Annotated in this window: 27 protein-coding genes and 1 riboswitch; of the genes, 2 read left to right on the forward strand and 25 right to left on the reverse strand. The window is 37.9% G+C overall.

Translation table 11 applies throughout. From position 1 onward, the window contains the following. Positions 1-63: 63 nt before the first annotated feature. The 23 genes from IGK91_RS09000 to IGK91_RS09110 all read right to left on the reverse strand — a co-directional run bounded on the left by IGK91_RS09000 (position 64) and on the right by IGK91_RS09110 (position 19,456). Positions 64-951, reverse strand: coding sequence for an ROK family protein (locus IGK91_RS09000; protein WP_025480524.1), 888 nt, complete (start codon positions 949-951; stop codon positions 64-66). Positions 952-1,031: 80 nt separating this feature from the next. After that, a complete protein-coding gene (locus tag IGK91_RS09005) occupies positions 1,032-1,529 on the reverse strand; it encodes a GNAT family N-acetyltransferase (protein ID WP_010737979.1) in 498 nt (165 codons plus the stop codon). After that, complete coding sequence (gene yidD, locus IGK91_RS09010) at positions 1,516-1,785, reverse strand: membrane protein insertion efficiency factor YidD (RefSeq protein WP_010718585.1); 270 nt, start codon at positions 1,783-1,785, stop codon at positions 1,516-1,518. The genes IGK91_RS09005 and yidD overlap by 14 nt, the downstream gene beginning before the upstream one ends. A 180-nt stretch (positions 1,786-1,965) precedes the next feature. After that, a complete protein-coding gene (locus IGK91_RS09015; protein ID WP_010718586.1) occupies positions 1,966-2,142 on the reverse strand; it encodes a DNA-directed RNA polymerase subunit beta in 177 nt (58 codons plus the stop codon). Between the two features lie 12 nt (positions 2,143-2,154). Next, a complete protein-coding gene (murA, locus tag IGK91_RS09020) occupies positions 2,155-3,456 on the reverse strand; it encodes a UDP-N-acetylglucosamine 1-carboxyvinyltransferase (protein ID WP_010718587.1) in 1,302 nt (433 codons plus the stop codon). A gap of 104 nt (positions 3,457-3,560) precedes the next feature. Next, complete coding sequence (locus IGK91_RS09025) at positions 3,561-3,794, reverse strand: DUF1146 family protein (RefSeq protein ID WP_010737981.1); 234 nt, start codon at positions 3,792-3,794, stop codon at positions 3,561-3,563. 449 nt (positions 3,795-4,243) lie between these two features. Continuing rightward, positions 4,244-4,981 (reverse strand): hypothetical protein, encoded by a 738-nt coding sequence (locus IGK91_RS09030; protein WP_225428960.1) that lies wholly within the window; start codon positions 4,979-4,981, stop codon positions 4,244-4,246. A gap of 144 nt (positions 4,982-5,125) precedes the next feature. Continuing rightward, positions 5,126-5,902 (reverse strand): hypothetical protein, encoded by a 777-nt coding sequence (locus IGK91_RS09035; RefSeq protein ID WP_225428961.1) that lies wholly within the window; start codon positions 5,900-5,902, stop codon positions 5,126-5,128. Beyond that, entirely contained in the window at positions 5,893-6,636 is a 744-nt protein-coding gene (locus tag IGK91_RS09040; protein WP_081123225.1) for a hypothetical protein, read from the reverse strand. The genes IGK91_RS09035 and IGK91_RS09040 overlap by 10 nt, the downstream gene beginning before the upstream one ends. 219 nt (positions 6,637-6,855) lie before the next feature. Further along, positions 6,856-7,278 carry a F0F1 ATP synthase subunit epsilon gene (locus IGK91_RS09045; protein WP_010737985.1) on the reverse strand — a complete coding sequence of 141 codons (423 nt, stop codon included), beginning with the start codon at positions 7,276-7,278 and terminating at the stop codon, positions 6,856-6,858. A 13-nt stretch (positions 7,279-7,291) separates the two neighbouring features. Further along, positions 7,292-8,698 carry a F0F1 ATP synthase subunit beta gene (atpD, locus tag IGK91_RS09050; RefSeq protein ID WP_010718594.1) on the reverse strand — a complete coding sequence of 469 codons (1,407 nt, stop codon included), beginning with the start codon at positions 8,696-8,698 and terminating at the stop codon, positions 7,292-7,294. 22 nt (positions 8,699-8,720) lie between these two features. Continuing rightward, on the reverse strand, positions 8,721-9,623 hold the full coding sequence (locus IGK91_RS09055; RefSeq protein ID WP_010737986.1) for a F0F1 ATP synthase subunit gamma: 903 nt from the start codon (positions 9,621-9,623) through the stop codon (positions 8,721-8,723). A 13-nt stretch (positions 9,624-9,636) separates the two neighbouring features. After that, positions 9,637-11,193: a F0F1 ATP synthase subunit alpha gene (gene atpA, locus IGK91_RS09060; RefSeq protein WP_010718596.1), complete on the reverse strand. Its 1,557-nt coding sequence runs from the start codon at positions 11,191-11,193 to the stop codon at positions 9,637-9,639. A 22-nt stretch (positions 11,194-11,215) separates the two neighbouring features. After that, the gene (atpH, locus tag IGK91_RS09065) at positions 11,216-11,758 is read right to left on the reverse strand and encodes an ATP synthase F1 subunit delta (protein ID WP_010737988.1); all 543 of its coding nucleotides are present in this window, start codon (positions 11,756-11,758) and stop codon (positions 11,216-11,218) included. After that, positions 11,745-12,269: a F0F1 ATP synthase subunit B gene (gene atpF / locus IGK91_RS09070; protein ID WP_010718598.1), complete on the reverse strand. Its 525-nt coding sequence runs from the start codon at positions 12,267-12,269 to the stop codon at positions 11,745-11,747. Before atpF ends, atpH begins: the two co-directional genes overlap by 14 nt. A 209-nt stretch (positions 12,270-12,478) precedes the next feature. Next, positions 12,479-12,694, reverse strand: coding sequence for an ATP synthase F0 subunit C (gene atpE, locus IGK91_RS09075; protein WP_010718599.1), 216 nt, complete (start codon positions 12,692-12,694; stop codon positions 12,479-12,481). Between the two features lie 50 nt (positions 12,695-12,744). Further along, a complete protein-coding gene (atpB, locus tag IGK91_RS09080; protein ID WP_010718600.1) occupies positions 12,745-13,464 on the reverse strand; it encodes a F0F1 ATP synthase subunit A in 720 nt (239 codons plus the stop codon). 300 nt (positions 13,465-13,764) lie between these two features. Then, positions 13,765-14,229, reverse strand: coding sequence for an SsrA-binding protein SmpB (gene smpB / locus IGK91_RS09085; protein WP_010718601.1), 465 nt, complete (start codon positions 14,227-14,229; stop codon positions 13,765-13,767). A 39-nt stretch (positions 14,230-14,268) separates the two neighbouring features. After that, the gene (gene rnr / locus IGK91_RS09090; protein ID WP_034867370.1) at positions 14,269-16,635 is read right to left on the reverse strand and encodes a ribonuclease R; all 2,367 of its coding nucleotides are present in this window, start codon (positions 16,633-16,635) and stop codon (positions 14,269-14,271) included. 2 nt (positions 16,636-16,637) lie between these two features. After that, positions 16,638-17,387, reverse strand: coding sequence for an alpha/beta hydrolase (locus IGK91_RS09095; protein WP_181934379.1), 750 nt, complete (start codon positions 17,385-17,387; stop codon positions 16,638-16,640). Between the two features lie 219 nt (positions 17,388-17,606). Beyond that, positions 17,607-17,843 carry a preprotein translocase subunit SecG gene (secG, locus tag IGK91_RS09100; protein ID WP_010718604.1) on the reverse strand — a complete coding sequence of 79 codons (237 nt, stop codon included), beginning with the start codon at positions 17,841-17,843 and terminating at the stop codon, positions 17,607-17,609. 279 nt (positions 17,844-18,122) lie between these two features. Further along, a complete protein-coding gene (locus tag IGK91_RS09105; RefSeq protein WP_010718605.1) occupies positions 18,123-18,398 on the reverse strand; it encodes a GNAT family N-acetyltransferase in 276 nt (91 codons plus the stop codon). A 71-nt stretch (positions 18,399-18,469) separates the two neighbouring features. Continuing rightward, positions 18,470-19,456, reverse strand: a complete 987-nt coding sequence (locus IGK91_RS09110; protein ID WP_192924302.1) for an alpha/beta hydrolase — start codon at positions 19,454-19,456, stop codon at positions 18,470-18,472. Between the two features lie 222 nt (positions 19,457-19,678). Beyond that, positions 19,679-19,723: riboswitch (PreQ1 riboswitch) on the forward strand. A gap of 23 nt (positions 19,724-19,746) precedes the next feature. Here IGK91_RS09110 and IGK91_RS09115 point away from each other — a divergent pair. Next, the gene (locus IGK91_RS09115) at positions 19,747-20,721 is read left to right on the forward strand and encodes a nucleoside hydrolase (RefSeq protein ID WP_081129569.1); all 975 of its coding nucleotides are present in this window, start codon (positions 19,747-19,749) and stop codon (positions 20,719-20,721) included. A gap of 5 nt (positions 20,722-20,726) precedes the next feature. Continuing rightward, positions 20,727-21,293 (forward strand): ECF transporter S component, encoded by a 567-nt coding sequence (locus IGK91_RS09120; RefSeq protein ID WP_010737992.1) that lies wholly within the window; start codon positions 20,727-20,729, stop codon positions 21,291-21,293. A 168-nt stretch (positions 21,294-21,461) separates the two neighbouring features. Here IGK91_RS09120 and IGK91_RS09125 read toward each other — a convergent pair whose 3' ends face one another. Together IGK91_RS09125 and IGK91_RS09130 are read right to left on the reverse strand one after the other, a co-directional pair. After that, positions 21,462-22,598, reverse strand: coding sequence for an ArgE/DapE family deacylase (locus IGK91_RS09125; RefSeq protein ID WP_010737993.1), 1,137 nt, complete (start codon positions 22,596-22,598; stop codon positions 21,462-21,464). A 172-nt stretch (positions 22,599-22,770) separates the two neighbouring features. Continuing rightward, positions 22,771-23,796, reverse strand: a complete 1,026-nt coding sequence (locus IGK91_RS09130) for an alpha/beta hydrolase (RefSeq protein WP_181934380.1) — start codon at positions 23,794-23,796, stop codon at positions 22,771-22,773. Between the last annotated feature and the right edge of the window lie 201 nt (positions 23,797-23,997).

Raw genomic sequence — 23,997 nt, forward strand, 5'->3', positions numbered from 1 at the left:
GTTTATCATATTCAATCATGGAATGCCTACCATATGTCTAAAAGTTTTGTTCAACGCTATGCATCATTGAACTAAACCTTCACGTTGAGCGGTGAAATTGGCAGCTGCTCCAATCAAATTTGCATCATTTCGATAATCACATAATAAAATTTTAGGATCAAAGTCATTTAGTTCTAAATCAGTAGTTAATTGTTTCATTCGTTGATTGATTTCTGTTAATAACCCTGCTTTTGCAGAGATCCCCCCGCCAATCACGATGACTTCAGGATCAATCGAAAATTGGATACTAAACAAACCTTTTGTTAAATAATTATAAAAATTATCTACCTCTTCTTTTGCTAGTTCATCCCCTTGTTCTGCTCGTTCAAAGACTTCTTTTCCGCTATAAGTCGTACGTGAAACTCCCAAACGGTCACAGTAACGCCAAGCCATTTGAACTGCTGTACCAAGCTTACTAAATGTTTGATTGCCTTCTAAGAACATCAAGCCAAATTCTCCCCCGTACAAATGAGCGCCTTTATTTAGTTGTCCTTGGGTAAAGATTGCCCCACCTACTCCAGTCCCAAGTACAACAAATGCTACATGTTGATATTCTTTCGCTGCGCCTTCATAATACTCAGCCATTCCAGCACAATTAGCATCATTTTCGATCGTCACTGGTAAATGGAAGAGTTCTTCCAGTTCATGAAAAATATTGAATCCGTGGATATAAGGAATGGCACTAATCCCTTCAATCAGCTGTTTCTCCTGATTCACTACTCCAGGTGCGCTGATTGCTACGCCTTCAATCGCCTTCTGTTTTACAAACGTTTGGAATACCTGTTTTAAATGCGCTTTCATTTCTTCCCATGTCTTAGGAGTCGGAAATTGGCTGGTGTCTTCAAGCGCTTGTCCATTCCAATAGCCATATTTTACTGCGGAACCACCAAAATCAAAAACTAAAATACCCATCATTTATTTGTCTCCTTTTCTCATACTGTTTTTATTTTAAGTCAAGCCACAGTATTTTGAAAGCCTTTTTATGGATGAGTTCAAATTTTCTTTGCTAGAGTTACTTGATCTCGTAAACGTTGGCCATTTTCATAGATTGGCTGTTTATAATTTTTGACAAAATAATCTTTTTCTCTAGAAATTTCCAGGAAGCCGATTTTTTTATACAGTTGTAAAGCTGCTGATGACGTACTCCCCGTCCGAATAATGACTTGTTGTTGGGTGGTTTTTAACTTTTTCATTTCTTTTAGTGTATGGGTAAGCAACGCGTAGCCGATTCCTTGACCTTGAACTTTTGGAGCTACAGCTAAATTCATTATTTCAAACACTAATTTATTTGTGATAAAAACGATCACTCCTTGAATGTCGTTTTCTGCTTTCCATATAAAACCAGCCCCTTGATCAATGTATCGTTGGACGTTTTCCTCTTCAGGATCTGCATCCAACAATAATGACCAAGGTAAAGTTGATTGCTCTAGTTTGACAATTCTTTTTTCTTCAGAATGCTCGGTCTTACCTGACTGTTTATTTTTCATCATAATTAGGCATCTCTTTATCTTTTTTATTACGTGTCAATTGGCAATTTAAAGGCACGTAATCGATTCCGCCCTTTACGAATGGATGGCAACGCAAAATGCGTGCTGTCCCCATCAGCGTTCCTTTAAATGCACCGTGTACTTGAATCGCACGTATCATATAGTTTGAACAAGTAGGATAGTACCGACAGCTAGGTGGGAAAGCAGGAGAAATAAACCGTTGATAAAAACGGACAATAGCCACTAAGATTTTTTTCATCTCATCACCTCATTATTAAAGCTTTGATCCTCATTCTTCTATTCATGACAAACGACTGTTCAAAGGAGCAATAATCTGCCAAACAGTGGAATGACTCACAATAAAAAAGGACTTCTCAAAAGCGAAAATTCGTTTTAAGAAATCCTTTGTTTGCTTACACTATCATTTTCACAAAACTCTTTATCTGAAAAAATCCTGGATGTGCAGCCACAAACTTGGTTGAAAAACCTTAAACGGATTTCCACCACCGATAACCCCGTATCCAATCATTGTTCCAGCTATAAATAAAAGAATTAGTAGTAGTATGACAACTAAAATCTTCACCAATGTGATTAAAATATACCGTTGGCTACTCATTTTATCACGTCCTTAAACAGTGACTTGAGCTGTTTTATCAGCGGGCGTTTGATCGATTGCCACACGTTCCACATCTGCACCTAAGTTTTGCAATTTAATATGGAATTGATAATAACCACGATCTAAGTATTTAAGATTGCGAACGCGTGTTATGCCATTTGCTTTTAAACCAGCAAGTACTAATGCTGCAGCAGCTCGTAAATCTGTTGCATAAACTTCAGCACCTTGTAATTCATGATTCCCGTCCATAATCGCTACATTTCCATCAATCTTCACATGGGCGTTCATACGGCGCATTTCTTCCAAATGTTGGAAGCGATTCTCAAAAACTGTTTCAGTCACCATGCTCGTTCCCTCAGCGACTAACTGAATAGCAGTCATTTGGGCTTGCATGTCTGTCGGAAAACCAGGATGAGGCATTGTTTTGACGTCAGTTGGTAAAATATGTTTTGGACCAACAACTCGAATGCCGCCTTCTTCTTCAGTGATCGTTGCACCCATTTCAATTAATTTAGAAATCAACGGACGATTATGTTCTGAGATTGCATCTGCGATCAAGACATTTCCTTCAGTCATCGCTGCTGCTACCATAAAGGTACCTGCTTCGATCCGGTCTTGAACAATTGCGTGTTTCACTGCATGCAGATGATCGACTCCTTCGATACGCATCGTTTCCGTACCAGCACCATAGATATTTGCGCCCATTTTATTTAAAATATTTGCAAGATCTACAATTTCAGGTTCTCGAGCGACGTTTTCGATGATCGTTGTTCCTTTAGCTTTTACTGCTGCCATCATGATATTTTGAGTGGCTCCAACACTTGGAAAATCTAAATAGATCGTGTTACCGATCAATTCATCCGCAATAGCTTCGATGTAGCCATTTTTTTGAATGATTTTCGCACCCAATGCTTGGAATCCTTTAAGATGTAAATCAATTGGACGTTTCCCAATCGCACATCCCCCTGGCATGGCAACTTTTGCATGACCATTTCTAGCAAGTAATGGTCCCATTACAACGATAGAAGCACGCATTTGACTCACATATTCATATGGCGCTTCGATTTCTAATTGTCTTGACGCATCAAGCGTTACTTGATTATTGTCTTCATCAAACACTACATCTACATTTAAATGACGAATCACTTGATTCATAGTGAAGACGTCAGAAAGAATTGGAACGTTGTCTAAAACGGTTGTTCCTTCTTCAGCCAACAAACTAGCAGCTAAAATAGGTAGAACAGCATTTTTAGCTCCTTCGATTTTTACTGTTCCATTCAATTGTTTGCCACCTTTGACGATGATCTCTTCCATGTTGTTCCCCCCAAAAAATTCCAATGAGCTATAAAGACTCAAAATCTTTTCTATTATATCATTTCTTTTATTAAAATAGTACCTTTTTTTATAGTACCTTTTTTTTACTGCAGGCTAACGAAAAGATTTCGACACAATGCAATAATTTCTAAGAAGAAATTACTGGCAGTATATCCTAAAAAAATAGAGAAGAATACAATCGCCATTCGAATTTGCGTATCATGCAATTTTTTAAAAAACATCTCAATTCGCAGTGACCGCAACGACCAGAAAGCCAGATAAATAAAAGCTAAATGACTCACGATTCGAATAATTGCATCAATTCCGTATACTTGCATAGTGACGTCCCTTCAAAATTATACTTTTTTTAATAACTAACAAAATGATGATACCATAAATTGGAAAAATAGAGAAATTATTGGTTGTAAAAAGATGGAATTTGTTGGCTAAACGAGACGAGAATTTTCAAGAACTTTACATTCAAATGATGACTCTGTTTCAATACCTTATTTTTATAAACTATTTTAACTACTATTTCACATGCTTTTTTGATGAAAGTTGTTCCTTATTTGCTTATGTACTCATATCATTATAATAGAATTTACCATTGATAATTAAACGATTATTTAATATAAATATATGCCCTCTCTTATAGTGTAGGAACAAAAAATCCTTTGTTTAATTTCTTGATGATCGTACAATCAAGTCTATTTCTTTTTTTTGCCATCTTCTTTGCTTGTACTTTAAGGTCAGCTAAGTTATTTGTTATTGTTTCATTTAAATTCTTTTATCTACATATTCGTTGGTTGATTGTTTCTGGTTTCACTTGATTCTTTTGAAAGGGTGGTTGTTCATTCAACGTTTGCCAACTTTTTGGTTTATAACTTTTCCATTCATTTGGAGATGTTTTCCAAGGTGCAGGCACTTCATATCCATCTTCAAAAAAATGTACCTTTCCTTCAAAATCTTTCCAATTGCGAAAGAGATAGCGAAGTTCTTTAGGAGTGAAAGCCTTTTTATCTTTTTTTTCTATAATACGTTTCATATCTAAATCATCAATACAATAATAAATGGTTACATTTTCATTATCTCTTGCACTGTCTAATCCAATTTTACAACCTCTAACAATCAGCTGTCCTGTATATTTGCGATTTTTCTCACATAGGTGTTCTATATTTTTTTTCGTAGCTTTATGTAGCCCAGGATTAAAATTGTTTACTTTATTTTTTTCAGTATCTTGTGTGCGTTGAAAATAGTAAGACCATAAAGGCCACCAATCTTTAAATGGTGAAATATATTTTTTCCAATTTATTGAAAAATCTTTTAAGTATTCAAGATTCATCGGATTTTTTGGGTGATCATATGTAATCGATGAAAAATGATTATTGTACTCTCTGATATCACAGGGACCTTGTCCTTCAGTAACACTTGAATAGAATCCTTTTTTTCTAATTTTTTCAATCTGTTTCTGTAAGTTTTCCGCTTTTGTTGATAAGCCATAAAATAGAATTATTTCCTGTTTCATCGTTCATTTTCCTTCCCATAAGTTTATTTATTTTTAGTTTTCAAGGTAAATAATAGCAGCAATAATCGTCCTCCTTTGAACTTTTTTCTTTTGTCCTATTCCGATTTAACAAAAAAAATAGTCATACTACGAAAATTAAAACACTCAACGTTCTTCCATAGCGGGAGATTGATTGTTTCTAATCGGTTGTTTTTTTAACTGAGTTCTCTGATCCATAATTGTCTTGTTTTTTTGTTCTGCTGTTTCAAACTCAGCTTTTCTAGCGAGATTTAATTTTATTCGTTCTTTCGAATAAGCAATGTTTTGATCAGTACTAGGATTAAAAAATTGATTTGTTTGATCAGTAGGAATCGATTTATCTTGTATTATTGCATCATAAAATGGCTTTTGGATTTTCTCATTTAGTTGCGGGTGAAACATATAAATTGGTGGGAGATATTGCTGATAATTTAACTGCCCTGTTCGCTTGATGACATCAATTTGGCTACATGGTATTTTCTTTGATATTTCATTTATGTTTATTACGCCGTATTTATCTATCTGTTCTTTTAATTTAGTATCCAGCCTTGACAATTTATATTGCATTGGTATAGTCCATTCAGAATATGTCAAAAGAATCCTATCTATTGAAGTTTCCTTCTGAGAACCATTCAGATGAGATGCGTGTGCTTGTTCTAGGAGAACTTTTAAGTGATTCTTAGCTAAAATTGTAATATCATTGTTGTTCAATCGTACCATTTGTTTAATATTTTCAAATGATAAATTTTTCCTTCCGTGAAATACTTCCGTTAATAATTGCCGTGCTTTTTCTTCAGACTCTACTTTTATTTTATTATTCTCAGCAGTTACATCTATATTATTCTCAATTAAAATGTTTTTTACAGTTTGACAACTCATCTCATGTTTTTTAGCTAATCGCAAAAAAAAAATAGTTTATGTCTTTGCTCCAACAAACACTTCACTGATTCAACAAGCGCTTGTTCCTTCTTACTTTGAGTGCTTGTCTGCCCATTCTCCAATGGTTGTTGTGTTGAACAGCTGAACTCGCTATTACTTTCTATTGGCACGTTTGTATCTTGTACAAATTCCTTAGTTTCATATAAAGACTCTTGGACTTTGGTAGACAGCGTTGTTGATTGGGAAGTGTTTCTGATCCCCAACATTTCTTCTATTTCTAGTAACCGTTCGACATCTAATGAGTACTCCAAATGATTTTCCAGTTCGTTCTCTGGAGCAACTTTTTGTTTCTTATACGGGGGAACTTGTACTTTGTTATTCTGTTCTGACACTGCATGACTATCTTGGTTTTGAATCATTTTCAGTTCATTTTCGTTAATAATGTTTTGCAACGTTCTCTTTCTTTGAATTGTTTCCGATCGCGAGTGTTGTTGCTCAGCAAGATTATCTGTATTATTTTCCGATAGAGGTGGACCAAAATGATGTCTGTTAGATGGAAACTCCTCTTTTTCTTGTTTTTCTGATTCAAGGCTCTTCTTTAAAAGATAGTCCCTAAATTCTTGTAATTGTTTATGTAACGAAACTGTTTGATCATCCGTAAGATTGCCTACTATTTCTGAGTAAGATAGCGATTTTTGTTGCGTATGTGTTTCTTCTTTTGTGTCTTCTGTGGAAAACCGTTGAACCTTTTTCGGCATTATAATACCTCCTTTTTTACTGCAATTAGTTTACCATAGTATCATAATGATGAAAGTTCCATATTTTTATGTAATAAAGAAGTAATTGTTCTTTACTTTTTATGTTTAGAATATAACTACCAATAAAAAAAAACGATAAAAAAATCCAAAATTCTAAGGAATCTCCTTAAGAATCTTGGATTTTTAAAGGCCTACTTGTTAGGTCCTCATTCGTTGCTTTTAAGAATGTTTTGAAACCTTGATTCGGTTGATTGCACGATGCAAAGCAACTGTCGCACGTTTCAATTCATTCGTATCTTCTTTTTCTTTTGCTTCTGCGATTTGTCGCTCAGCACGTTGTTTGGCTCTTTCTGCCCGAGAAACGTCAATATCTCTTTCACGTTCTGCACTATCGGCAACGATTGAAACAACATTGTCACGAACTTCCATGATTCCGCCATTGACAGCAATCCAATCGACGTGGGTATCAGAGTCTGTTCTCTTCACACGGACTTCATCAATTGTTAATGGAACGATGATCGGCGCATGTTTAGGTAAAATACCAATTTCCCCCGCTGTAGTACGTGCTACTACGATCGCTGCATGGTGATCATAGACCAAACCGTCAGGAGTCACCACATTCACAGTTAAATATTGATCCATGGGGCACCCCTTTCTAGTAGCCTAGTTTTTTCGCTTTTTCTACGACGTCTTCTATTCTACCAACACTTCGGAATGCTTCTTCAGGAAGATCATCGTATTTACCTTCTAAGATTTCACGGAAACCTTTGACTGTTTCTTCAACTGGTACATAAGAACCAGGAAGACCTGTAAATTGTTCCGCTACGTTAAAGTTTTGTGACAAGAAGAATTGAACTCTACGTGCACGTGAAACTAAAACTTTTTCTTGATCAGATAATTCATCCATCCCTAAGATCGCAATGATATCTTGTAATTCACGGTAACGTTGTAAGACATGTTGGACTTCAGTCGCTACTTTATAATGTTCTTCACCAACGATTTCAGGTGCCAAAGCACTTGAAGATGAAGCCAATGGGTCCACGGCTGGATAGATCCCTTGTTCTGTCAATTTACGCTCTAAGTTTGTTGTAGCATCTAAGTGGGCAAATGCTGTTGCTGGCGCTGGGTCAGTATAGTCATCGGCTGGTACATAGATTGCTTGGATCGAAGTGATCGAACCTTTTTTCGTTGATGTGATACGTTCTTGTAATTGACCCATTTCAGTTGCTAACGTTGGTTGGTAACCAACGGCAGAAGGCATACGACCTAAAAGGGCAGATACTTCTGAACCAGCTTGAGTGAAACGGAAAATATTATCAATAAACAATAGCACGTCTTGACCTTCTACATCACGGAAGTATTCAGCGATCGTCAGACCAGTCAAAGCTACCCGCATCCGAGCACCTGGTGGTTCGTTCATTTGTCCGAACACCATCGCTGTTTTTTCGATAACGCCTGAATCTTTCATTTCATAGTAAAGGTCATTTCCTTCACGAGTACGTTCCCCAACACCGGTAAATACAGAAATACCACCATGTTCTTGGGCAATATTATGGATCAATTCTTGGATCAATACCGTTTTACCTACACCGGCACCACCGAATAATCCAACTTTCCCACCTTTTAAGTAAGGTGCTAACAAATCGATAACTTTGATCCCAGTTTCAAGGATCTCCGTACTAGTACTTAATTCATCAAAGCTTGGTGCTTTTTTATGAATCTCACTACGTTCTGCATCTTCTGGGAAAGATGATCCTAAATCGATCGTATCTCCTAAAACGTTGAATACACGTCCTAGTGTATCTTTCCCTACTGGAACAGAAATGGCTTTACCAGTATCGATAACTTCCATACCACGTTGTAAACCATCTGTTGATTCCATGGCAATGGTACGGATCACTCCGTCCCCTAATTCTAATGCTGTTTCAAGAACAACTTTTGATTTTTTCTCATCATTTTTATAAACAACTAATGCGTTGTTGATATCTGGTAAGGATTGGTCTAAAGAAAATTCCACGTCGACAACGGGACCGATTACTTGAACAATCTTGCCTGAACTCATCTTTTTTCCTCCAATCTCAATACTATTCTAGCGCCGAAGCTCCGGCAACAATTTCGGTAATTTCTTGGGTAATAGCCCCTTGTCTTGCACGGTTATAAGATACCGTCAAATCATCAATGATCGTTGCAGCATTATCCGTTGCTGTCTTCATGGCAGTCATGCCGGCAGCGTGTTCTGCTGTCTTCGCATCAACGATTGCACCATAGATTAAGCTTTCCGCATATTGAGGCAATAACTGCGCCAAGATTTCTTCTTTTGAAGGTTCAAAAATGTATTCTTGGTCAAAAGTAGTTGCTTCTTCTGGATCTAAATCTGAAATTGGCAGCATTTTTTCTACACGAAATTGGCTAGTTAGTGAATTGATATGATGATTGTAGCATACGTACAATTCATCAAATACTTCATTTTGATACATCGTTGTTGCCATACCTACGATTTTACGCACTTCATCAAAACTTGGTTGGTCCGATAAATTACGTAATTCGTAAGCCAAATTAATTCCTCTAGCTTTGAAGAAATCTGCACCTGTACCTCCGATTGCGATCATCACATAATCGTCAGGAGATTTATGGTCTTCTTCTAAAATAGACATTGTTTGCTTTAAAATCGAACTGTTATAGCCACCAACTAAACCACCATCAGCGGTAATCACGATGTACCCCGTTTTCTTTACCGGACGGCTGATTAACATACTATTGTAATTGATATCTCCACGAGGATTATCAGAAGCAATATCATTTAGTTGAGTAGCTGTCAAATGAGTGACGATTTCTCTGACTTTATTTGCATAAATCTGAAACTTCTGAGAAGAAGCTTCAGATTTTGTCAGTTTAGAAGCGGACACCATTTGCATTGCTCGAGTGATTTGACTCGTTTTCTTCGTTGAAGCAATCCGAGTCTTGATTTCATTTAATGAAGCGCCCATTCATCTCACCTCACTATGCATTTTGAATGGATTTCAATTTGTCTTCTGTTGAAGAAGTGTTTCCTTTTGTCGCTAAGAAAATATCTTTGTATTCTTGGATCGCTTGATTCAATCGTTCTTCTTCTGGAAGATCTTTCGTTGTACGGATCGTTTCAAAGATATCTGCATGATTCGTATCTAGATATTCAAATAATTCATGTTCAAAATCTAAGATGCTGTCAACTGGAATACTATCTAAGAATCCATGTGTCAAAGCATATAAGATAACTACTTGTTTTTCAACAGCTAGTGGTGCATGAAGTTTTTGTTTCAAGATCTCAACTGTACGACGTCCACGATTCAATTTCGCTTGAGTCGCAGCATCTAAATCAGAACCAAATTGGGTAAATGCTTCTAATTCACGGTAACTTGCTAAGTCAAGACGTAATGTTCCTGCCACTTTTTTCATTGCTTTGATTTGAGCAGAACCACCTACACGGGAAACGGATAAACCAGCATCAACGGCTGGACGAGTTCCGGCGTAGAACAAGTCACTTTCTAAGAAGATTTGTCCGTCAGTGATTGAAATAACGTTTGTTGGAATATAAGCAGAGATATCTCCAGCTTGTGTTTCAACAAATGGTAAAGCAGTCATTGAACCGCCACCTAAATCATCACTCAGTTTTGCCGCACGTTCTAGTAAACGTGAGTGCAAGTAGAAAACATCCCCTGGATAAGCTTCACGACCTGGAGGACGGCGTAATAGCAATGAAAGTTCACGATAAGCAACAGCTTGTTTTGATAAGTCATCAAAGATAATCAATACATGTTTGCCGTTGTACATGAATTCTTCACCCATTGCAGTTCCTGCATAAGGCGCAATATAAAGTAATGGCGCAGGTTGTGATGCACCCGCATTGACTACGATCGTGTAATCCATTGCTCCATATTTTTTCAAAGTTTCTACTTGTGTACGCACAGTAGAATCCTTTTGACCGATCGCCACATAGATACAGATCATATCTTGACCTTTTTGGTTAAGGATCGTATCGATTGCGATAGATGTTTTACCCGTTTTACGGTCACCAATAACTAATTCACGTTGACCGCGTCCGATTGGAACTAAAGCATCGATGGCTTTTAGACCTGTTTGCATTGGTTCATTGACAGATTTACGTTGCATAACGCCTGGTGCCATAGCTTCGACTGGTCGAGCTTTATCTGTAACGATTTCTCCTAACCCATCGATTGGTTGACCTAGCGGATTAACGACACGTCCGATCAAGGCGTCCCCAACTGGAACTTCCATGATTTTACCTGTTCGTTTTACTTTGTCTCCTTCACGAATGGATTCGAAATCACCAAGGATAATGATACCTACATCATTTGATTCTAAGTTTTGCGCCATTCCGTATGAGCCGTTTGAAAATTCAAGCAACTCACCACTCATCGCATTTTCTAAACCGTGTGCACGAGCAATCCCGTCACCGACATAAGTCACGGTACCGATTTCTTCGACTGAAAGCACGTTTTGATAATTTTCAATTTGTTCTTTGATCAAGGCACTAATTTCTTCTGCTTTGATAGCCATTCGATTCACCTACCTCTTTGTACTATCTATTTAATTGATTACGCATTTTTTCTAATTGCGTGCGAATGCTTCCGTCGATCACTCGATGGTTGGCTTCAACAATTGCCCCACCAATAATAGAAGAATCAACGATTTGCTTCAATTCAACTGTTTGATAGTCCATTGTTTTTGCAACATTCATTTCTAGTTTTTGTAATTGTTCATCAGAAAGTGGTACTGCTGTTTTTACACTACCTAAAAGTAGTCCTTTGTAATCGTTGTAACGGTGTTCGTATTCATCGATCATAAACGATAATTCAGACATCCGATTATAACTATAGACCACTTCTAAAAAGTTTTTCACGATACCGTCAAACCCACTGACAAGTTTATCCATAATGATTCGTTTTTCGTGAGGTTCTAAGCGGACGTCACTAAGTACGTTGCCTAATCCAGGTATTTCACTATAGATTTGGCGTAAGCTTAGTAATTCTTGGTAAATTTCTTCTGCGCTATTTGAATCGATCGCCAGTTCAAATAGTGCTTTACCGTAGCGTCTGCCGACAGTATATTTATCTAGTTTCATTTGAAGAACCTAGACCTTCGATATATTGATTGATTAAAGATTCATGCATTTCTGGAGACAATTCTTTGTTCAAGATTTTAGCCGCGATTTGAAGAGAAAGATCTGCTACATCATCTTTTACAGAGTTTAAAGCTGTATCACGTTCTAACATGATATCAGTTTGCGCTTTGCTTTTTAGACGTGCAACTTCTTCTTGCGTTTCCTTCAAAATATTTTGACGGCTTAATTCTCCACTTTCTTTCGCATTTTTAATGATATCAGCTGCATCAGAGCGAGACGCTAACAATTGTTGTTCGCGTTCTTGTTCCATTTTTGCTGAATTGATGCGAGATTTTTCGGCAGAATCTAAATCATTGGCGATCTTATCTTCACGTTTTTTCAAAATATCGCTGATTGGTCCCCAAGCAAAATGTTTCAATAGAAACATTAGTATCAAAAATGAGCCGCTGACAACGATGATATTACCTAACATCGGATTACCAACTTCTGCAATTGCCAATTGATTCAGCATAGGCTAGCCTTCCTTTCTTTAAGGTGTATCTCATGGATGATGAAGGAATCCTGACTTCAATGATTGAAACAGCCTCCTCAACGCCTTTTGTTCTAGTATTATGATGAAACAACTCAATTATTTTGAAAATAATCAGGTTGTTTTTTTTCAGTTTTTGACAATTAAAAGAGGATTAGTGACAGTAGTCCTATCCTCAAACAGTTAATTGATTAAACAGCAAAGACTAGAATCAAGGCAATAACCACACCTAGAATAGGAACAGCTTCAACTAAGGCTACCCCGATGAACATTGTTGTACGTAATTGACCAGACATTTCAGGTTGGCGTGCCATTGATTCGATTGTTTTAGAGATTACTTGACCATTACCATAACCAGCTCCGATAGCTGCTCCCATGATTGCGATTGCTGCTGCGATATAATTCATAATTTATTTCCTCCTAAATATAGATAAATAGTAGTTTGTTAAAAACGATGTTACTCTTCTACTTCAATCTTATGGCTCATATATACCATCGATAAAGTGACAAAGACAAATGCTTGGATGCTTCCGATAAACAATGAGAATGCGATCCAGACCATCTCTAAAGGAATTGCTAACGGTAATGAAAACCAACCTAAATTATTCATCATATTGGCAATCAAGGTAAGTAAAACTTCCCCCGCGTAGATATTCCCGTAAAGACGCAAAGCAAGTGTTAATAGGTTCGTAAATTCTTCGATCAGCTTCATTGGAAACATGAAACTATATGGTTTCAAGAACGAATTTACAAAATACCCTTTAAATCCAAGCTTTTTCACCCCGAATAAATGAGTAAGTGTGATCATTATAAATGCCAAAGTTAAAGTAACAAACGGGTCTGCTGTCGGACTTTTCCAAAGTGTTGTTTCGCTAGGTAAGACGATTTTCGTTATTAAACCTATATTATTTGCCACGAAGACAAACAAGAACAATGTAAAAGCCAACAAATGAAAATTATTCAATTCTTTTCTAGGCAGATTATCTGTTACGATCCCTCGGGTAAAGTCAATGACCCATTCCAGCGCATTTTGTTTCCCCGTTGGTTTCATCTTAAGATTTCTTGTAAAGAAGTAAACTAAGAAGAAGACAATCAAACAGGTCAATAACACCATCATACAAACAGTACCATCAAACCAAACCGGTCCAATATGGAACGTTAGCGAGCGTTCATCCAATCCATTTCACCTCTTTTCCCTGAATTTCACATAAAATCAAATTCATGTGTACATCTGGTTTTTCTAAATCGTTTTCTAACCAAACGGTATCATACCACCATGAAACAGAAAATTCAAAACATTTTCATGAAAATCAGACAATTTTTTATTTCAGTCAAAAAAGTTTGCTTTTTCCTAAAAATCATCGTGGCGTTTTACAAGAAAAAACCTGTGATATCATGCTTTATCAGATTAAATGCTAACAAATTTTATCATTAAGTAAACCTAAAAGCACCGAATATGCGAAAAAGGATAATGAAATTATCTAGAGAAATTTTTTAATGTTCGATCAATTTGACGATCCACATCTTTTCGTTTTAGATCTTCTCGCTTGTCATAAGATTTCTTCCCTTTCGCAAGACCAATCAAAACTTTGGCATACCCATCACGAATATATACTTTTAAGGGTACGATCGTGACCCCGGTATTTTTTGTTTCAGTCTCTAGCCGTGAAATCTGTTTTTTGTGTAATAGTAACTTTCTTGTTCGTAACGGATCATGGTTAAAAATATTGCCTTGTTCATAGGGACTGATATGAACATTATGCAAAAATGCTTCACCGTTTCGAATACGGACAAATCCATCTTTCAAATTGATTCGGCTGTTTCGGATCGATTTGATTTCTGTTCCTTGCAGCACCATTCCTGCTTCCATCGTATCGATAATCGAATAATCATGGCGAGCCTTTTTATTTTGGGCGATTAACTTTCCGTCGCCTTTTGGCATATGACATTCCTCCAAACTGGTATTCATAGTGGTTATTGGTTATTTTTTCTTTTTCTTCTTAATTCCCTTATAAAAAGGTTTTTTCCCTTTTTTATTAGATGGTCCTTTTCCTTTTTTCCGCTCATTTGAATAGGAATTTTTCTTTCCATTCCGTTCAGTATGAGATTTTGATGAACGTTTTTGATGACGATTAGAAGGACGATTTTTGTTTGACGTTTTTGGACGTTCTAATGGAACGATTTCTTCTGCATCAATCAATTCAAAGTCGATTGCACGTTCTTCCGGGTCTGCTTTGATGACTTTTACCCGCACTTTTTGACCGATTTTAAAAGTTAACCCTGTTCGTTCGCCTACTAATGCTAAATGATTCTCAATAAAGTGGAAATAGTCTTGTTTCAACTCATTGATATGGATCAAACCTTCAATCGTATTGGGTAATTCGATAAACAACCCAAATTTAACAACTGAACTGATGATCCCTTCAAATTCCTCTCCTACTTTATCCATCATGTATTCAGCTTTCTTCATTGCATCTACTTCACGCTCTGCCTCGACCGCACGACGTTCCATCTTCGAACTATGTTCCGCAATTTCGGGTAGCTCATTTTCCCAATAAGTTTGATTTGCTTCACTTGGGTCTTGTCCATACGAGCGAATTAAGCGATGGACGATCAAATCTGGATAACGTCTGATAGGCGAAGTGAAATGCGTATAATATTCCGCAGCTAATCCATAGTGCCCAAAATTATCTTCTGAATAACGTGCTTGTTGCATACTTCTCAACAGCATCGTATTGATAACAGCTGATTCCGGCTTGTCTTCAACGTTTTCAATGACTTTTTGAAGATCTTTAGGTGTGATCGTTCCTTTTGTTCCACGAACGACGATTCCTAGTGCGGAAGCAAAATCAAAGAAACGTTGCATCTTTTCTTCTTTAGGTTGCTCGTGAATCCGATAAATGAATGGAAAGTTGCGTTTATTAAAATGTTCCGCCACCGTTTCATTTGCCGCCAACATGAAAGATTCGATCAACCGTTCGCCTACGCCACGGCTTCGCAATAAGATATCAGTTGGTTGTCCATCTGGTTCTACGAGTATTTTTGCTTCACGGTCTTCAAAAGAAATCGCTCCTCGACGAATCCGCATTTCTTCTAAAATCTGATGTAGCTCTTGCATCTCTTGAAACATCGGCACTAATTGCTGATAACGTTCCATTACCTGCTCATCTTGTTCTTCTAAAATCTGATTGACCGCTGTATAGGTCATTCGTTCCGTCGTTTGGATGACACTTGGGAAAATATCATGAGATACCACCTGACCATTTGGATCAATCTCCATCTCACAACTCATTGTTAGTCTTGGTACGTGAGGATTCAATGAACAAATCCCGTTTGATAATCTTTGTGGGATCATTGGAATGACACGGTCGGTTAAATACACACTCGTTCCTCGTTCGTAAGCTTCACGATCTAACTGGCTTCCTTCGGTCACATAATTGGAAACATCTGCAATGTGTACACCTAAGAAATAATTACCGTTGGCTAATTTTTTCACAGTAACGGCATCATCCAAATCTTTGGCATCTTCTCCGTCAATCGTCACGATCAATTGTTCCCGTAAGTCTCTCCGGCCAACTAGGTCTTTTTCATTAATCGTATCTGGCACTTGATCAGCTTCTGCCAAGACATCATCTGGAAATTTTGTCGGAATCCCGTTTGAGACAACAATCGATAGGATATCCATTCCAGGATCATTTTTATGGCCGATGACTTGTTTGACAATACCTTCTAAACTGGTCGCGTAGTTTTTCTCAGGATAATGGGTCAGCTCAACCATTACGATACTCCCATCAACTGGTCGAATCCCTTCAGCTGCTGCATAAACTTTAAACTGATTCAATTTTTTGTCTTTTGGGATAACCACCCCATAAAGATCCGTTTCACTTATCTCTTCCTCTGTGTAAGCTACAAATTCCCCAGCTAATTGCGTAGTTGCTCGTTTGCGGATCTCAACTACTTTACCTTCTGCTCCACGATCCATCGCAGTATCGGCCGTTTTTATGATATCGATCGCTACCGTATCGCCATCCATGGCATACCCAGTTGCTTCTTTAGGAATATAGATATCATCTTCTTCTGGATCAATCGTCACAAAGCCGAAGCCTCTTTCATTGGCCCGAAACGTTCCTTCGATCAATACTGGTTTTAATGGCAGCTTCACTTTTCCTTTTTTGGTAAAGACCACACTTTGTTCTCGTTCCATTTGAGCGATCGTCTGAACGAGTAGCTTGAAATCTTCACTTTTTTGCAAGCCCAATCCTTGGGCGATTTCTTCCATTGAAAAGCTTTTTTTGCGCTCGCTCTCAATAAAAAAAATAATTTTTTCTTTCAATGTTTCTTTTGTCATTTTCATTCCTCATTCCAAGGTAAATTCTCTAGAAACTCCAACACATCTTTTTCCAGTAATTTTCTAGACTCTCCAACGGTGATCACATGTTTGCTGTTGGGATACCATTGAAGGGTCACTCTTTTATCGGCTAATTTTTTTGCTGTTTCGTAGACTCCAGCTGGATCAATCATTTCATCTTGACCGGCTTGGGCTAAAAAAACAGGTGCTTGGATGTCACTAAGTTTTCCTTCTGTAATTGCTGCTTGGTTTTGTATCTCTGCTAATTGCTGATAAACATTTGGTCGAAGCGCAGCGACAGTTTCTTCGATTTCCTGTTCAGATTCCCCTGCAAGTTTTAGCACATAACGTTCATATCGCTCAAAATTTTCTGGTACATGAATTTCAACTGGTGAAATCGGTGAGCAGAAACATCCGCCACCAATGATCTCTGACTGTTCTGCTAATGCTCGAACAGCGAAGATTCCTCCCATTGATAATCCAAAAACGGCAACTTGGGAAAAACCTTCTGCTTTTAAAAAGTGGATGGCTTGTTTCGTATCTTCCCACCATGTTTCCGTTTTTTGCGCTAAAATGTCTTGTGGAGCTAGCGTTCCATGTCCAGTAAATAATGGAGCATAGACAGTATATTCTGACTTTTCCAAATATCGAGCCAGCATGCGCACATCATTCGGACTTCCAGAATAGGCATGTAAAAGTAGCACAGCTCTCTTACTATGTTTTGCATAAAGGGGTTTTGGTAGACTTTTCATTAGGTTCACCTCGTTCTTCTCATTTTAACATAGATTGGCGATCCCTTAGGACAAAACCGCTCTTTTGGCAAATAAAAAGAGCCGCGACGTCAATCACTGCTCTGCATGAAAGGAATTCTTTTTTCGCTCATTCAAATCAACTACTTAAAAAATTAAGCCGAAATTTTTTGAACGAAAAAACGATTCATAATTATTTCGACTAATCGTTAAATCAACTTTTTATTTAGAAGATAAAAAGGCTAGTACAAATAATAAAATCATCCAAATGGCACCCATTACCGCTGTCGAACGTTGCATGACTGCTTCAAAACCACGTGCTTTTTGTTTACCGAATAATTGATCCGCTCCGCCAGTAAATGCACTTGCTGCACTGTTTTGTTTACTTGGTTGCATCATGATTGCAATGACCATTACAATCGATAACACGATCACGATTCCTAAAATTACATTATACATTAAGCAGCCTCCTTTCCGTAAAATATCATCTATTTTACTTTATCATATAAAAAAAACTCTGACAACCTTCTCTTGCGAATGGGGCTCCAATTTTAGATAACATTTAGTATTAGTACTTATTCATGGGCAAAGACTGAAAAGACGAAAAAACCGAAAGAATAACACCGCTGATAGCCGGTTGCTACAATTTCGGTTTCTCTAATTTAAAAAAAGTTCATTTAGCGGATAGATCCACTTTTTGTCATTTCATTCATTGACGATCATACGAAAACGAGTCGATTATTTACGAAGCACATCTTGATATTCAGGTTTTCTTTCAAATTCTTTCTTCGCATATGGACACAATGGAATAATTTTTTTACCTTCTCTTCGAGCTAGTTCTACGCCATTAAGCACTAATTTTTCTGCTAATTTTTGTCCACGATACTCTGGTTCTACAAATGTATGATCAATGATCATGATGTCTGGTCCTGCATCCGACCAAGTCATTTCCCCGATTTCTTTTGCTTCATCATTCAATAATACGAAACGATTTTTTTCTTCTTTAATTTCCATTTTCGCCACTCCCCGTATTGACCAAATAATTTGTTCTCCTTGATTCTAACAGTCTAGTTCTCAGCAAACAATTATTTATACTCGGAATAACCTGATTCTCTCCAATCGATTCGCTGTTCGATAAATGAGAAAACAACCGTCCAATATTTGGTGGGATCTTTCACGGCTGCTTCTAAATGTTGAGCTTCTGGGATCAGAAAAAGATCATTTTCACCAGCTGTCGCATTTTGGATCGTATAAGCGGCACTGACTGGAACGAACTGATCCTCTTCCCCATGAATGATCAATACTGGCAGATGGTTACTGCCCAACTGACGGGTTGCTGACGCCTGTTTCAAAGAATAACCAGCATATTTCTTTGCATAGCGATTTGCATGGCGCATGATCATCTTTTTAGGAAGAAAGGTTAGTTTGCTCAACATGTAGCGAAACTCCGCATAGACGGAAACAAACCCGCTATCCAGGATAAACCCTCGAACTGCAGGAGGTAGTTTTTCCCCACTAGCCATCATGATAGCAGAGGCACCCATTGAACTCCCATGTAAAATAATGTTAGCATCTGGCTGCATCTGTAAAATATAGTTGATCCAGATAATCAAGTCTAAACGATCCAACCACCCCATCCCGATAATTTCTCCTTCACTCTTGCCGTGAGCACGCAAATCAGGAATCAAGACGTTAAACCCTGCTTCTGCATATTTCTTTCCAATATAAGACATATCTGTTTTCCCATCACTTCGATAGTCATGGACACAAACAACCCATTTTTTGTTGGGAGAGGAACTTTGAAAGATTCGTCCTAATAGTTTTAACCCATCATGACTTTTGACTTCGATTTCTTTGCCTTTATTCCAAAAGCCCTCAGCTTCTGTTTCCGCAAGTTGCCGTTGCTTTTCCACGATCGTAAAAGCCGATGGGTCCATCAACTGATGACCAGTTTTCTCATACCAATCATATCCTCTTTGTAAACCCGATTGAATTAATTTTTGCGCATAGTAAGAAGAAAGTCCACGATAAATGACTGCGCCTAAAATGAGAACTATAAGAATAAGATACATGACAATCACTTATCTTCCCCGCTTTCCATAAATATTTTTTCTATTATCAATCCGTATAGCCTTCTATTCCATTGTACCATTTTCTAAAAAAACTGCTCAAGTTTTCACCCTAGGCTTCATTGAAATTTAAAACCGATCAAATAGGAATAAAAAATAAGATAACATTTACATTTTATTTAAAAGCCAGTATACTGTTTCCGTGCATTTTAATCAAGGAGTATCCTTGGACTGGTTCGGAAACTTCCCAGAATAAAAAACTAAGTATCTCTACAGAAAGGAGATTGGAAATAATGCGAAAAGTAATTATTGACTGCGATCCTGGAATCGATGACACTTTAGCATTGATGTTAGCCATCAAGTCCCCCGAAATCGAGGTGGTTGCGATCACGACGGTCTGCGGTAATGTACCTGTGACGATCGGTAGCCAAAATGTTTTCAAATGTTTGAAACGTTGCGGACGCTTAGACATCCCCGTCTATCAAGGGCAAACACAACCGTTGAAACAGCCGTTTATTAGCGCACAAGACACTCATGGGATGGACGGATTAGGCGAGACAAACTTTGCTCAAGTACAAGAAAAACAAATAGAAGAAAAATCAGCAGTCGATTTTTTGGCGGAATACTTTTCTAAAGAAACAAACACCTCGATCATTGCACTTGGCCCTTTGACCAATATTGCTCGTGCTTTGATGAAAAATCCACATTTAGGGAAACATTTCGAGCGATTTATTTCAATGGGTGGCACCTACAAAAGCCACGGAAACTGTTCACCAGTTGCTGAGTACAATTATTGGTGCGATCCTGATGCAGCTGCCTTTGTGTTTGAAAATTTAGGGAACACGATTGAAATGGTCGGTTTAGATGTTACGAGAGAAATCGTTTTGACACCTACCTTATTAGAATATTGTTGTCAGCTCAATCCTGAAGAAGGAGAATTTCTAAAAGCGATCACTCGTTTTTATTTCGATTTTCACTGGCAACAAGAAAGAATCCCAGGGTGCGTCATCAATGATCCTCTGGCCGTTGCCTACTTTATCGACGAAAGCATTTGTCAGGGATTTACTAGTTATACCGCTGTTGAAACGCAAGGAATCAGCCGTGGGCAAACACTAGTCGATCGCTTTGATTTTTGGCAAAAAGCACCAAACAGCACCATTATGACAGAAGTTGATACTCATCTATTTTTTCGGAAGTTTTTGACCGTTCTTTTAAATGCACAAGAAGAAACGATTAAAAAAGATCTGGAAAAATTAAAGATGGGATGAAAAACATGCGCAAAAAAAGAATCACCACACAGACGATTACGATCGTCGCTTTATGTATCGGAATCAATTATATCGGCGGAACCATTGCATTATGGCTACGATTACCGATCTATCTTGATTCGATCGGTACCATATTCGCTGGGACTTTGTTAGGTCCGGTATTTGGGTTACTCACTGGCTTAGCCAGCGGGGTATTAAGTGGTGTTACCACCGATATCTTCTCGTTGTATTATTCACCTGTTCAAATGGTAACAGGTTTACTTGCTGGAGTGATTTTCCATCAACGATTCACTCGAAGTAAGAACCGCTGGACCTTAGTTTTCTGGGCGCTTGTCTTATCACTGCCTGGAACCATCCTTTCTTCCCTAATCACTGTAAAACTCTTTGGGGGAGTCACTTCTTCTGGTTCAAGCATGATCGTTCAGTTCCTCCATGGAATTGGGTTCAATCAAACAATGAGCGTGATTCTCGTTCAAGCGGGTACCGATTACCTCGACCGCCTGCTCTCAGTAGTCGTCGTCACCCTTGTCGTCTTGGCATTGCCGAAAAGGGTTGTGAACAGAGCGATTTGAGCTGCGTAGTTGTGATGAGCTGGAGTAAATACACGTGCGAATAGAAGTCGGTTACTTCAATTAGTAAATCAAAAAAAAACGCAAAACATGAAAATTTGTTTTGCTTTTTTTTGATTTAATTGAAGGATCTACTTTGTACTTTTTTGTACTTTGAACCAAAATAGGCTGTTATGCTAAATAAGACAAGATGATTGCTTGATATGTGTCAATCATATCCAAGTAATTATCGATTTCTACATATTCGTCTATTTGATGAGGCAAGTTTACGACTCCGGGACCGAATACCACAAAATCGAAGGAGTGAGCGGATTTAGTAAATTCAGCTGCATCTGTCGTTGCTGCTGCACCTACTAGGGGCAATGGTTGCTTGAACTGTTTTTGAATATGGTGGATCAACGAAGAATCAGGATTTGCTTTCACAGGAATCTTATTGTAGTCGATCGTCAATTCTAAGTGATAGTTCGTTCCTTCATTCAATTCATCCACGATCTTTTGCAATAAATCAATGATTTGATCGTTTGGAAATTCAGGGATTGAGCGGATATTTCCTTGTAATTGCGCCTGACTTGGAATACTGTTGACTTGATTTCCTCCGTTGATCACTGTAACGTTATGAATCGTTTTTCCTAACGCTGAATTTTGGAAATCATTCGCTAAAGCATCCATTTGCTCGTTTGCACGCGTAATAAATTCATTTAAATGGTTGATCGCATTGTAGCCTTCTTGAGGCATTGAGCTGTGAGCTTCTTTACCATGAGAAACAACGGTATAGTTAATTGAACCCATGTGAGTATACATCAAATGGTAATTGGTAGGTTCCCCAATGATCAGTCCGTCTAAATCGTCGACATAACCTGCTTTTGTCAGTTGTTCACTACCTAATTCTCCGACTTCTTCCCCTACTGTCGCTAATAATTTGATTGTCCCATTAAACGGTTTGCCAGACTCTTTCAATTCAATCATCGCAATCACCATAGCGGCTAGCCCGCTTTTCATATCGGTAGCACCACGACCATACAAACGATTGCCTTTTATTTCTGCTGCAAAAGGCGGATAGGTCCAATTCGATTCGTCTCCTGCAGACACAACATCCATGTGACCAGACAAACCTAATACTCTTCCTTGACCATTGTGATACGTCGCCACCAAGTTATCACGCCCCTCAGTGTGAGAAATGATTTCTCCTTGGATTCCATGTTGATTCAATAATTGATTTAAGTAGGCGGCTACTTCCCCTTCGTTCCCATTCACTGACTTGATTCGGATCAGTTCTTGTAAAATAGCTATTTTTTCTTCATTTCCCATCGTGTCCCACACTCCTACTGTTTCTTTCTATTTTACTGAAACAGTGTGTCATTTTCAATCATTCATCCATTCTCAGTCGATTAGCTAGCAGCAGCCATTGACACTCCTATGTCTAAAGACATCGAAGCACCCCAAAATAGAAGGAGCTATTTCGGGATGCTTCGGCAATTCGTTATTGAGCTGTTGTAGATCGAAAACAGTTTTCAATGAACCGCTCCGTTTTCTCATAACAAGTTTTTGATTCTGGCAATGTATAATTAAATTGATATTCATGACTGATTTCTTTTTTCTGGTCTTTATAAAATAGTTCGTCTACAGGAACGTCTAACTCTTTTAATTTATTTGCGAAAGCAATCCCTTGATCTTGAAATGAATACGTATTTCCATCTGTGATATACGTAGGCGGAAAGTCTTTTGAAACTTGATCAACTAAACTGGCTTGATATAAGCGTTCGTCTGTTTGCCAATCTTTCGTTCCAATCAAAGACCAAGCTACCGTTTTAACGAAGAAATGCATCAATCGATCACTCGATTGCTGTTTTGCTGTTTGTTGCAAGTCAACTGGCCCACAGTAAGAAATGGCCCCTTTGATCGCCGATGGATCGATTATTTGGTTCATCTTCATTTCTTTTGCATACTGCTGATTTGTTTGGATAGTGACATACTGTAAGGCAATCTGAGCGCCTGCACTGTCACCACCAAAAATCAGCTTCGAAAGATCCAACTTCTGATTGTTCTCTTTTTTTAATTGTTGGACTAATTCATTGACTTGGACTACTTGATTGGGATACTGAGAACTAGGTGCCGGCTCATAGTTCATAGCAACAACTGCGATGTGCGCATCTGAAGCTAATTTTGTTGCAAATTCTTTTACTCCTACTTTATCTCCACTCACATAACCTCCACCGTGAACCCAGATCAACGTTGGCAATGGTGCTTCACTATCTTTAGGAGAATAGATATCATAGTTGTTTTTTTTGAATTGCGACTGATAAGAACGATCGGCGAGCAAACTAGTGGTTGCTTTTGCTTGTTCATACGTTTCTTTATCTGTGATCGTTACAGCGTCGCTAAACAGATGTCGGATCACATAAGCACCTGGTCTTGGCGAAACTTGAAAAGCGATCACGACCAGTAAAATGATACTTAGGATCAAAATACCAAACCATTTTAATCCCTTAAAGATTTTTTCTTTCATTCACTTTCCCCATTATTCTGTTTTTTGCTTTTATCGTAATATTTTAGCAATAATTAAATCGTTTGTAAACGTGACAAAAAACGATTATGTAATTCAGTTTTTGTTAGGATAATCTCTAAATTTTTTTCTGCAAAAAAAGACCTTTCTCCTATCTTCAAGATAAGAGAAAGGTACTTTTTAATAACTTAAGAATGAAGTAGA

Origin of the sequence: Enterococcus sp. DIV1208 (assembly GCF_050530455.1) — a bacterium.
Classification (GTDB): Bacteria; Bacillota; Bacilli; order Lactobacillales; family Enterococcaceae; genus Enterococcus_B; species Enterococcus_B hirae.

What these genes read in the sequence shown, in the direction of transcription:
- IGK91_RS09000 (WP_025480524.1), bottom strand. Translation starts at nt 951, where the DNA reads ATGGGTATTTTAGTTTTTGATTTTGGTGGTTCCGCAGTAAAATATGGC.
- IGK91_RS09005 (WP_010737979.1), bottom strand. Translation starts at nt 1,529, where the DNA reads ATGATGAAAAATAAACAGTCAGGTAAGACCGAGCATTCTGAAGAAAAA.
- yidD (WP_010718585.1), bottom strand. Translation starts at nt 1,785, where the DNA reads ATGAAAAAAATCTTAGTGGCTATTGTCCGTTTTTATCAACGGTTTATT.
- IGK91_RS09015 (WP_010718586.1), bottom strand. Translation starts at nt 2,142, where the DNA reads ATGAGTAGCCAACGGTATATTTTAATCACATTGGTGAAGATTTTAGTT.
- murA (WP_010718587.1), bottom strand. Translation starts at nt 3,456, where the DNA reads ATGGAAGAGATCATCGTCAAAGGTGGCAAACAATTGAATGGAACAGTA.
- IGK91_RS09025 (WP_010737981.1), bottom strand. Translation starts at nt 3,794, where the DNA reads ATGCAAGTATACGGAATTGATGCAATTATTCGAATCGTGAGTCATTTA.
- IGK91_RS09030 (WP_225428960.1), bottom strand. Translation starts at nt 4,981, where the DNA reads ATGAAACAGGAAATAATTCTATTTTATGGCTTATCAACAAAAGCGGAA.
- IGK91_RS09040 (WP_081123225.1), bottom strand. Translation starts at nt 6,636, where the DNA reads ATGCCGAAAAAGGTTCAACGGTTTTCCACAGAAGACACAAAAGAAGAA.
- IGK91_RS09045 (WP_010737985.1), bottom strand. Translation starts at nt 7,278, where the DNA reads ATGGATCAATATTTAACTGTGAATGTGGTGACTCCTGACGGTTTGGTC.
- atpD (WP_010718594.1), bottom strand. Translation starts at nt 8,698, where the DNA reads ATGAGTTCAGGCAAGATTGTTCAAGTAATCGGTCCCGTTGTCGACGTG.
- IGK91_RS09055 (WP_010737986.1), bottom strand. Translation starts at nt 9,623, where the DNA reads ATGGGCGCTTCATTAAATGAAATCAAGACTCGGATTGCTTCAACGAAG.
- atpA (WP_010718596.1), bottom strand. Translation starts at nt 11,193, where the DNA reads ATGGCTATCAAAGCAGAAGAAATTAGTGCCTTGATCAAAGAACAAATT.
- atpH (WP_010737988.1), bottom strand. Translation starts at nt 11,758, where the DNA reads ATGAAACTAGATAAATATACTGTCGGCAGACGCTACGGTAAAGCACTA.
- atpF (WP_010718598.1), bottom strand. Translation starts at nt 12,269, where the DNA reads ATGCTGAATCAATTGGCAATTGCAGAAGTTGGTAATCCGATGTTAGGT.
- atpE (WP_010718599.1), bottom strand. Translation starts at nt 12,694, where the DNA reads ATGAATTATATCGCAGCAGCAATCGCAATCATGGGAGCAGCTATCGGA.
- smpB (WP_010718601.1), bottom strand. Translation starts at nt 14,229, where the DNA reads ATGCCAAAAGGCGACGGAAAGTTAATCGCCCAAAATAAAAAGGCTCGC.
- rnr (WP_034867370.1), bottom strand. Translation starts at nt 16,635, where the DNA reads ATGACAAAAGAAACATTGAAAGAAAAAATTATTTTTTTTATTGAGAGC.
- IGK91_RS09095 (WP_181934379.1), bottom strand. Translation starts at nt 17,387, where the DNA reads ATGAAAAGTCTACCAAAACCCCTTTATGCAAAACATAGTAAGAGAGCT.
- secG (WP_010718604.1), bottom strand. Translation starts at nt 17,843, where the DNA reads ATGTATAATGTAATTTTAGGAATCGTGATCGTGTTATCGATTGTAATG.
- IGK91_RS09105 (WP_010718605.1), bottom strand. Translation starts at nt 18,398, where the DNA reads ATGGAAATTAAAGAAGAAAAAAATCGTTTCGTATTATTGAATGATGAA.
- IGK91_RS09110 (WP_192924302.1), bottom strand. Translation starts at nt 19,456, where the DNA reads ATGTATCTTATTCTTATAGTTCTCATTTTAGGCGCAGTCATTTATCGT.
- IGK91_RS09115 (WP_081129569.1), top strand. Translation starts at nt 19,747, where the DNA reads ATGCGAAAAGTAATTATTGACTGCGATCCTGGAATCGATGACACTTTA.
- IGK91_RS09120 (WP_010737992.1), top strand. Translation starts at nt 20,727, where the DNA reads ATGCGCAAAAAAAGAATCACCACACAGACGATTACGATCGTCGCTTTA.
- IGK91_RS09125 (WP_010737993.1), bottom strand. Translation starts at nt 22,598, where the DNA reads ATGGGAAATGAAGAAAAAATAGCTATTTTACAAGAACTGATCCGAATC.
- IGK91_RS09130 (WP_181934380.1), bottom strand. Translation starts at nt 23,796, where the DNA reads ATGAAAGAAAAAATCTTTAAGGGATTAAAATGGTTTGGTATTTTGATC.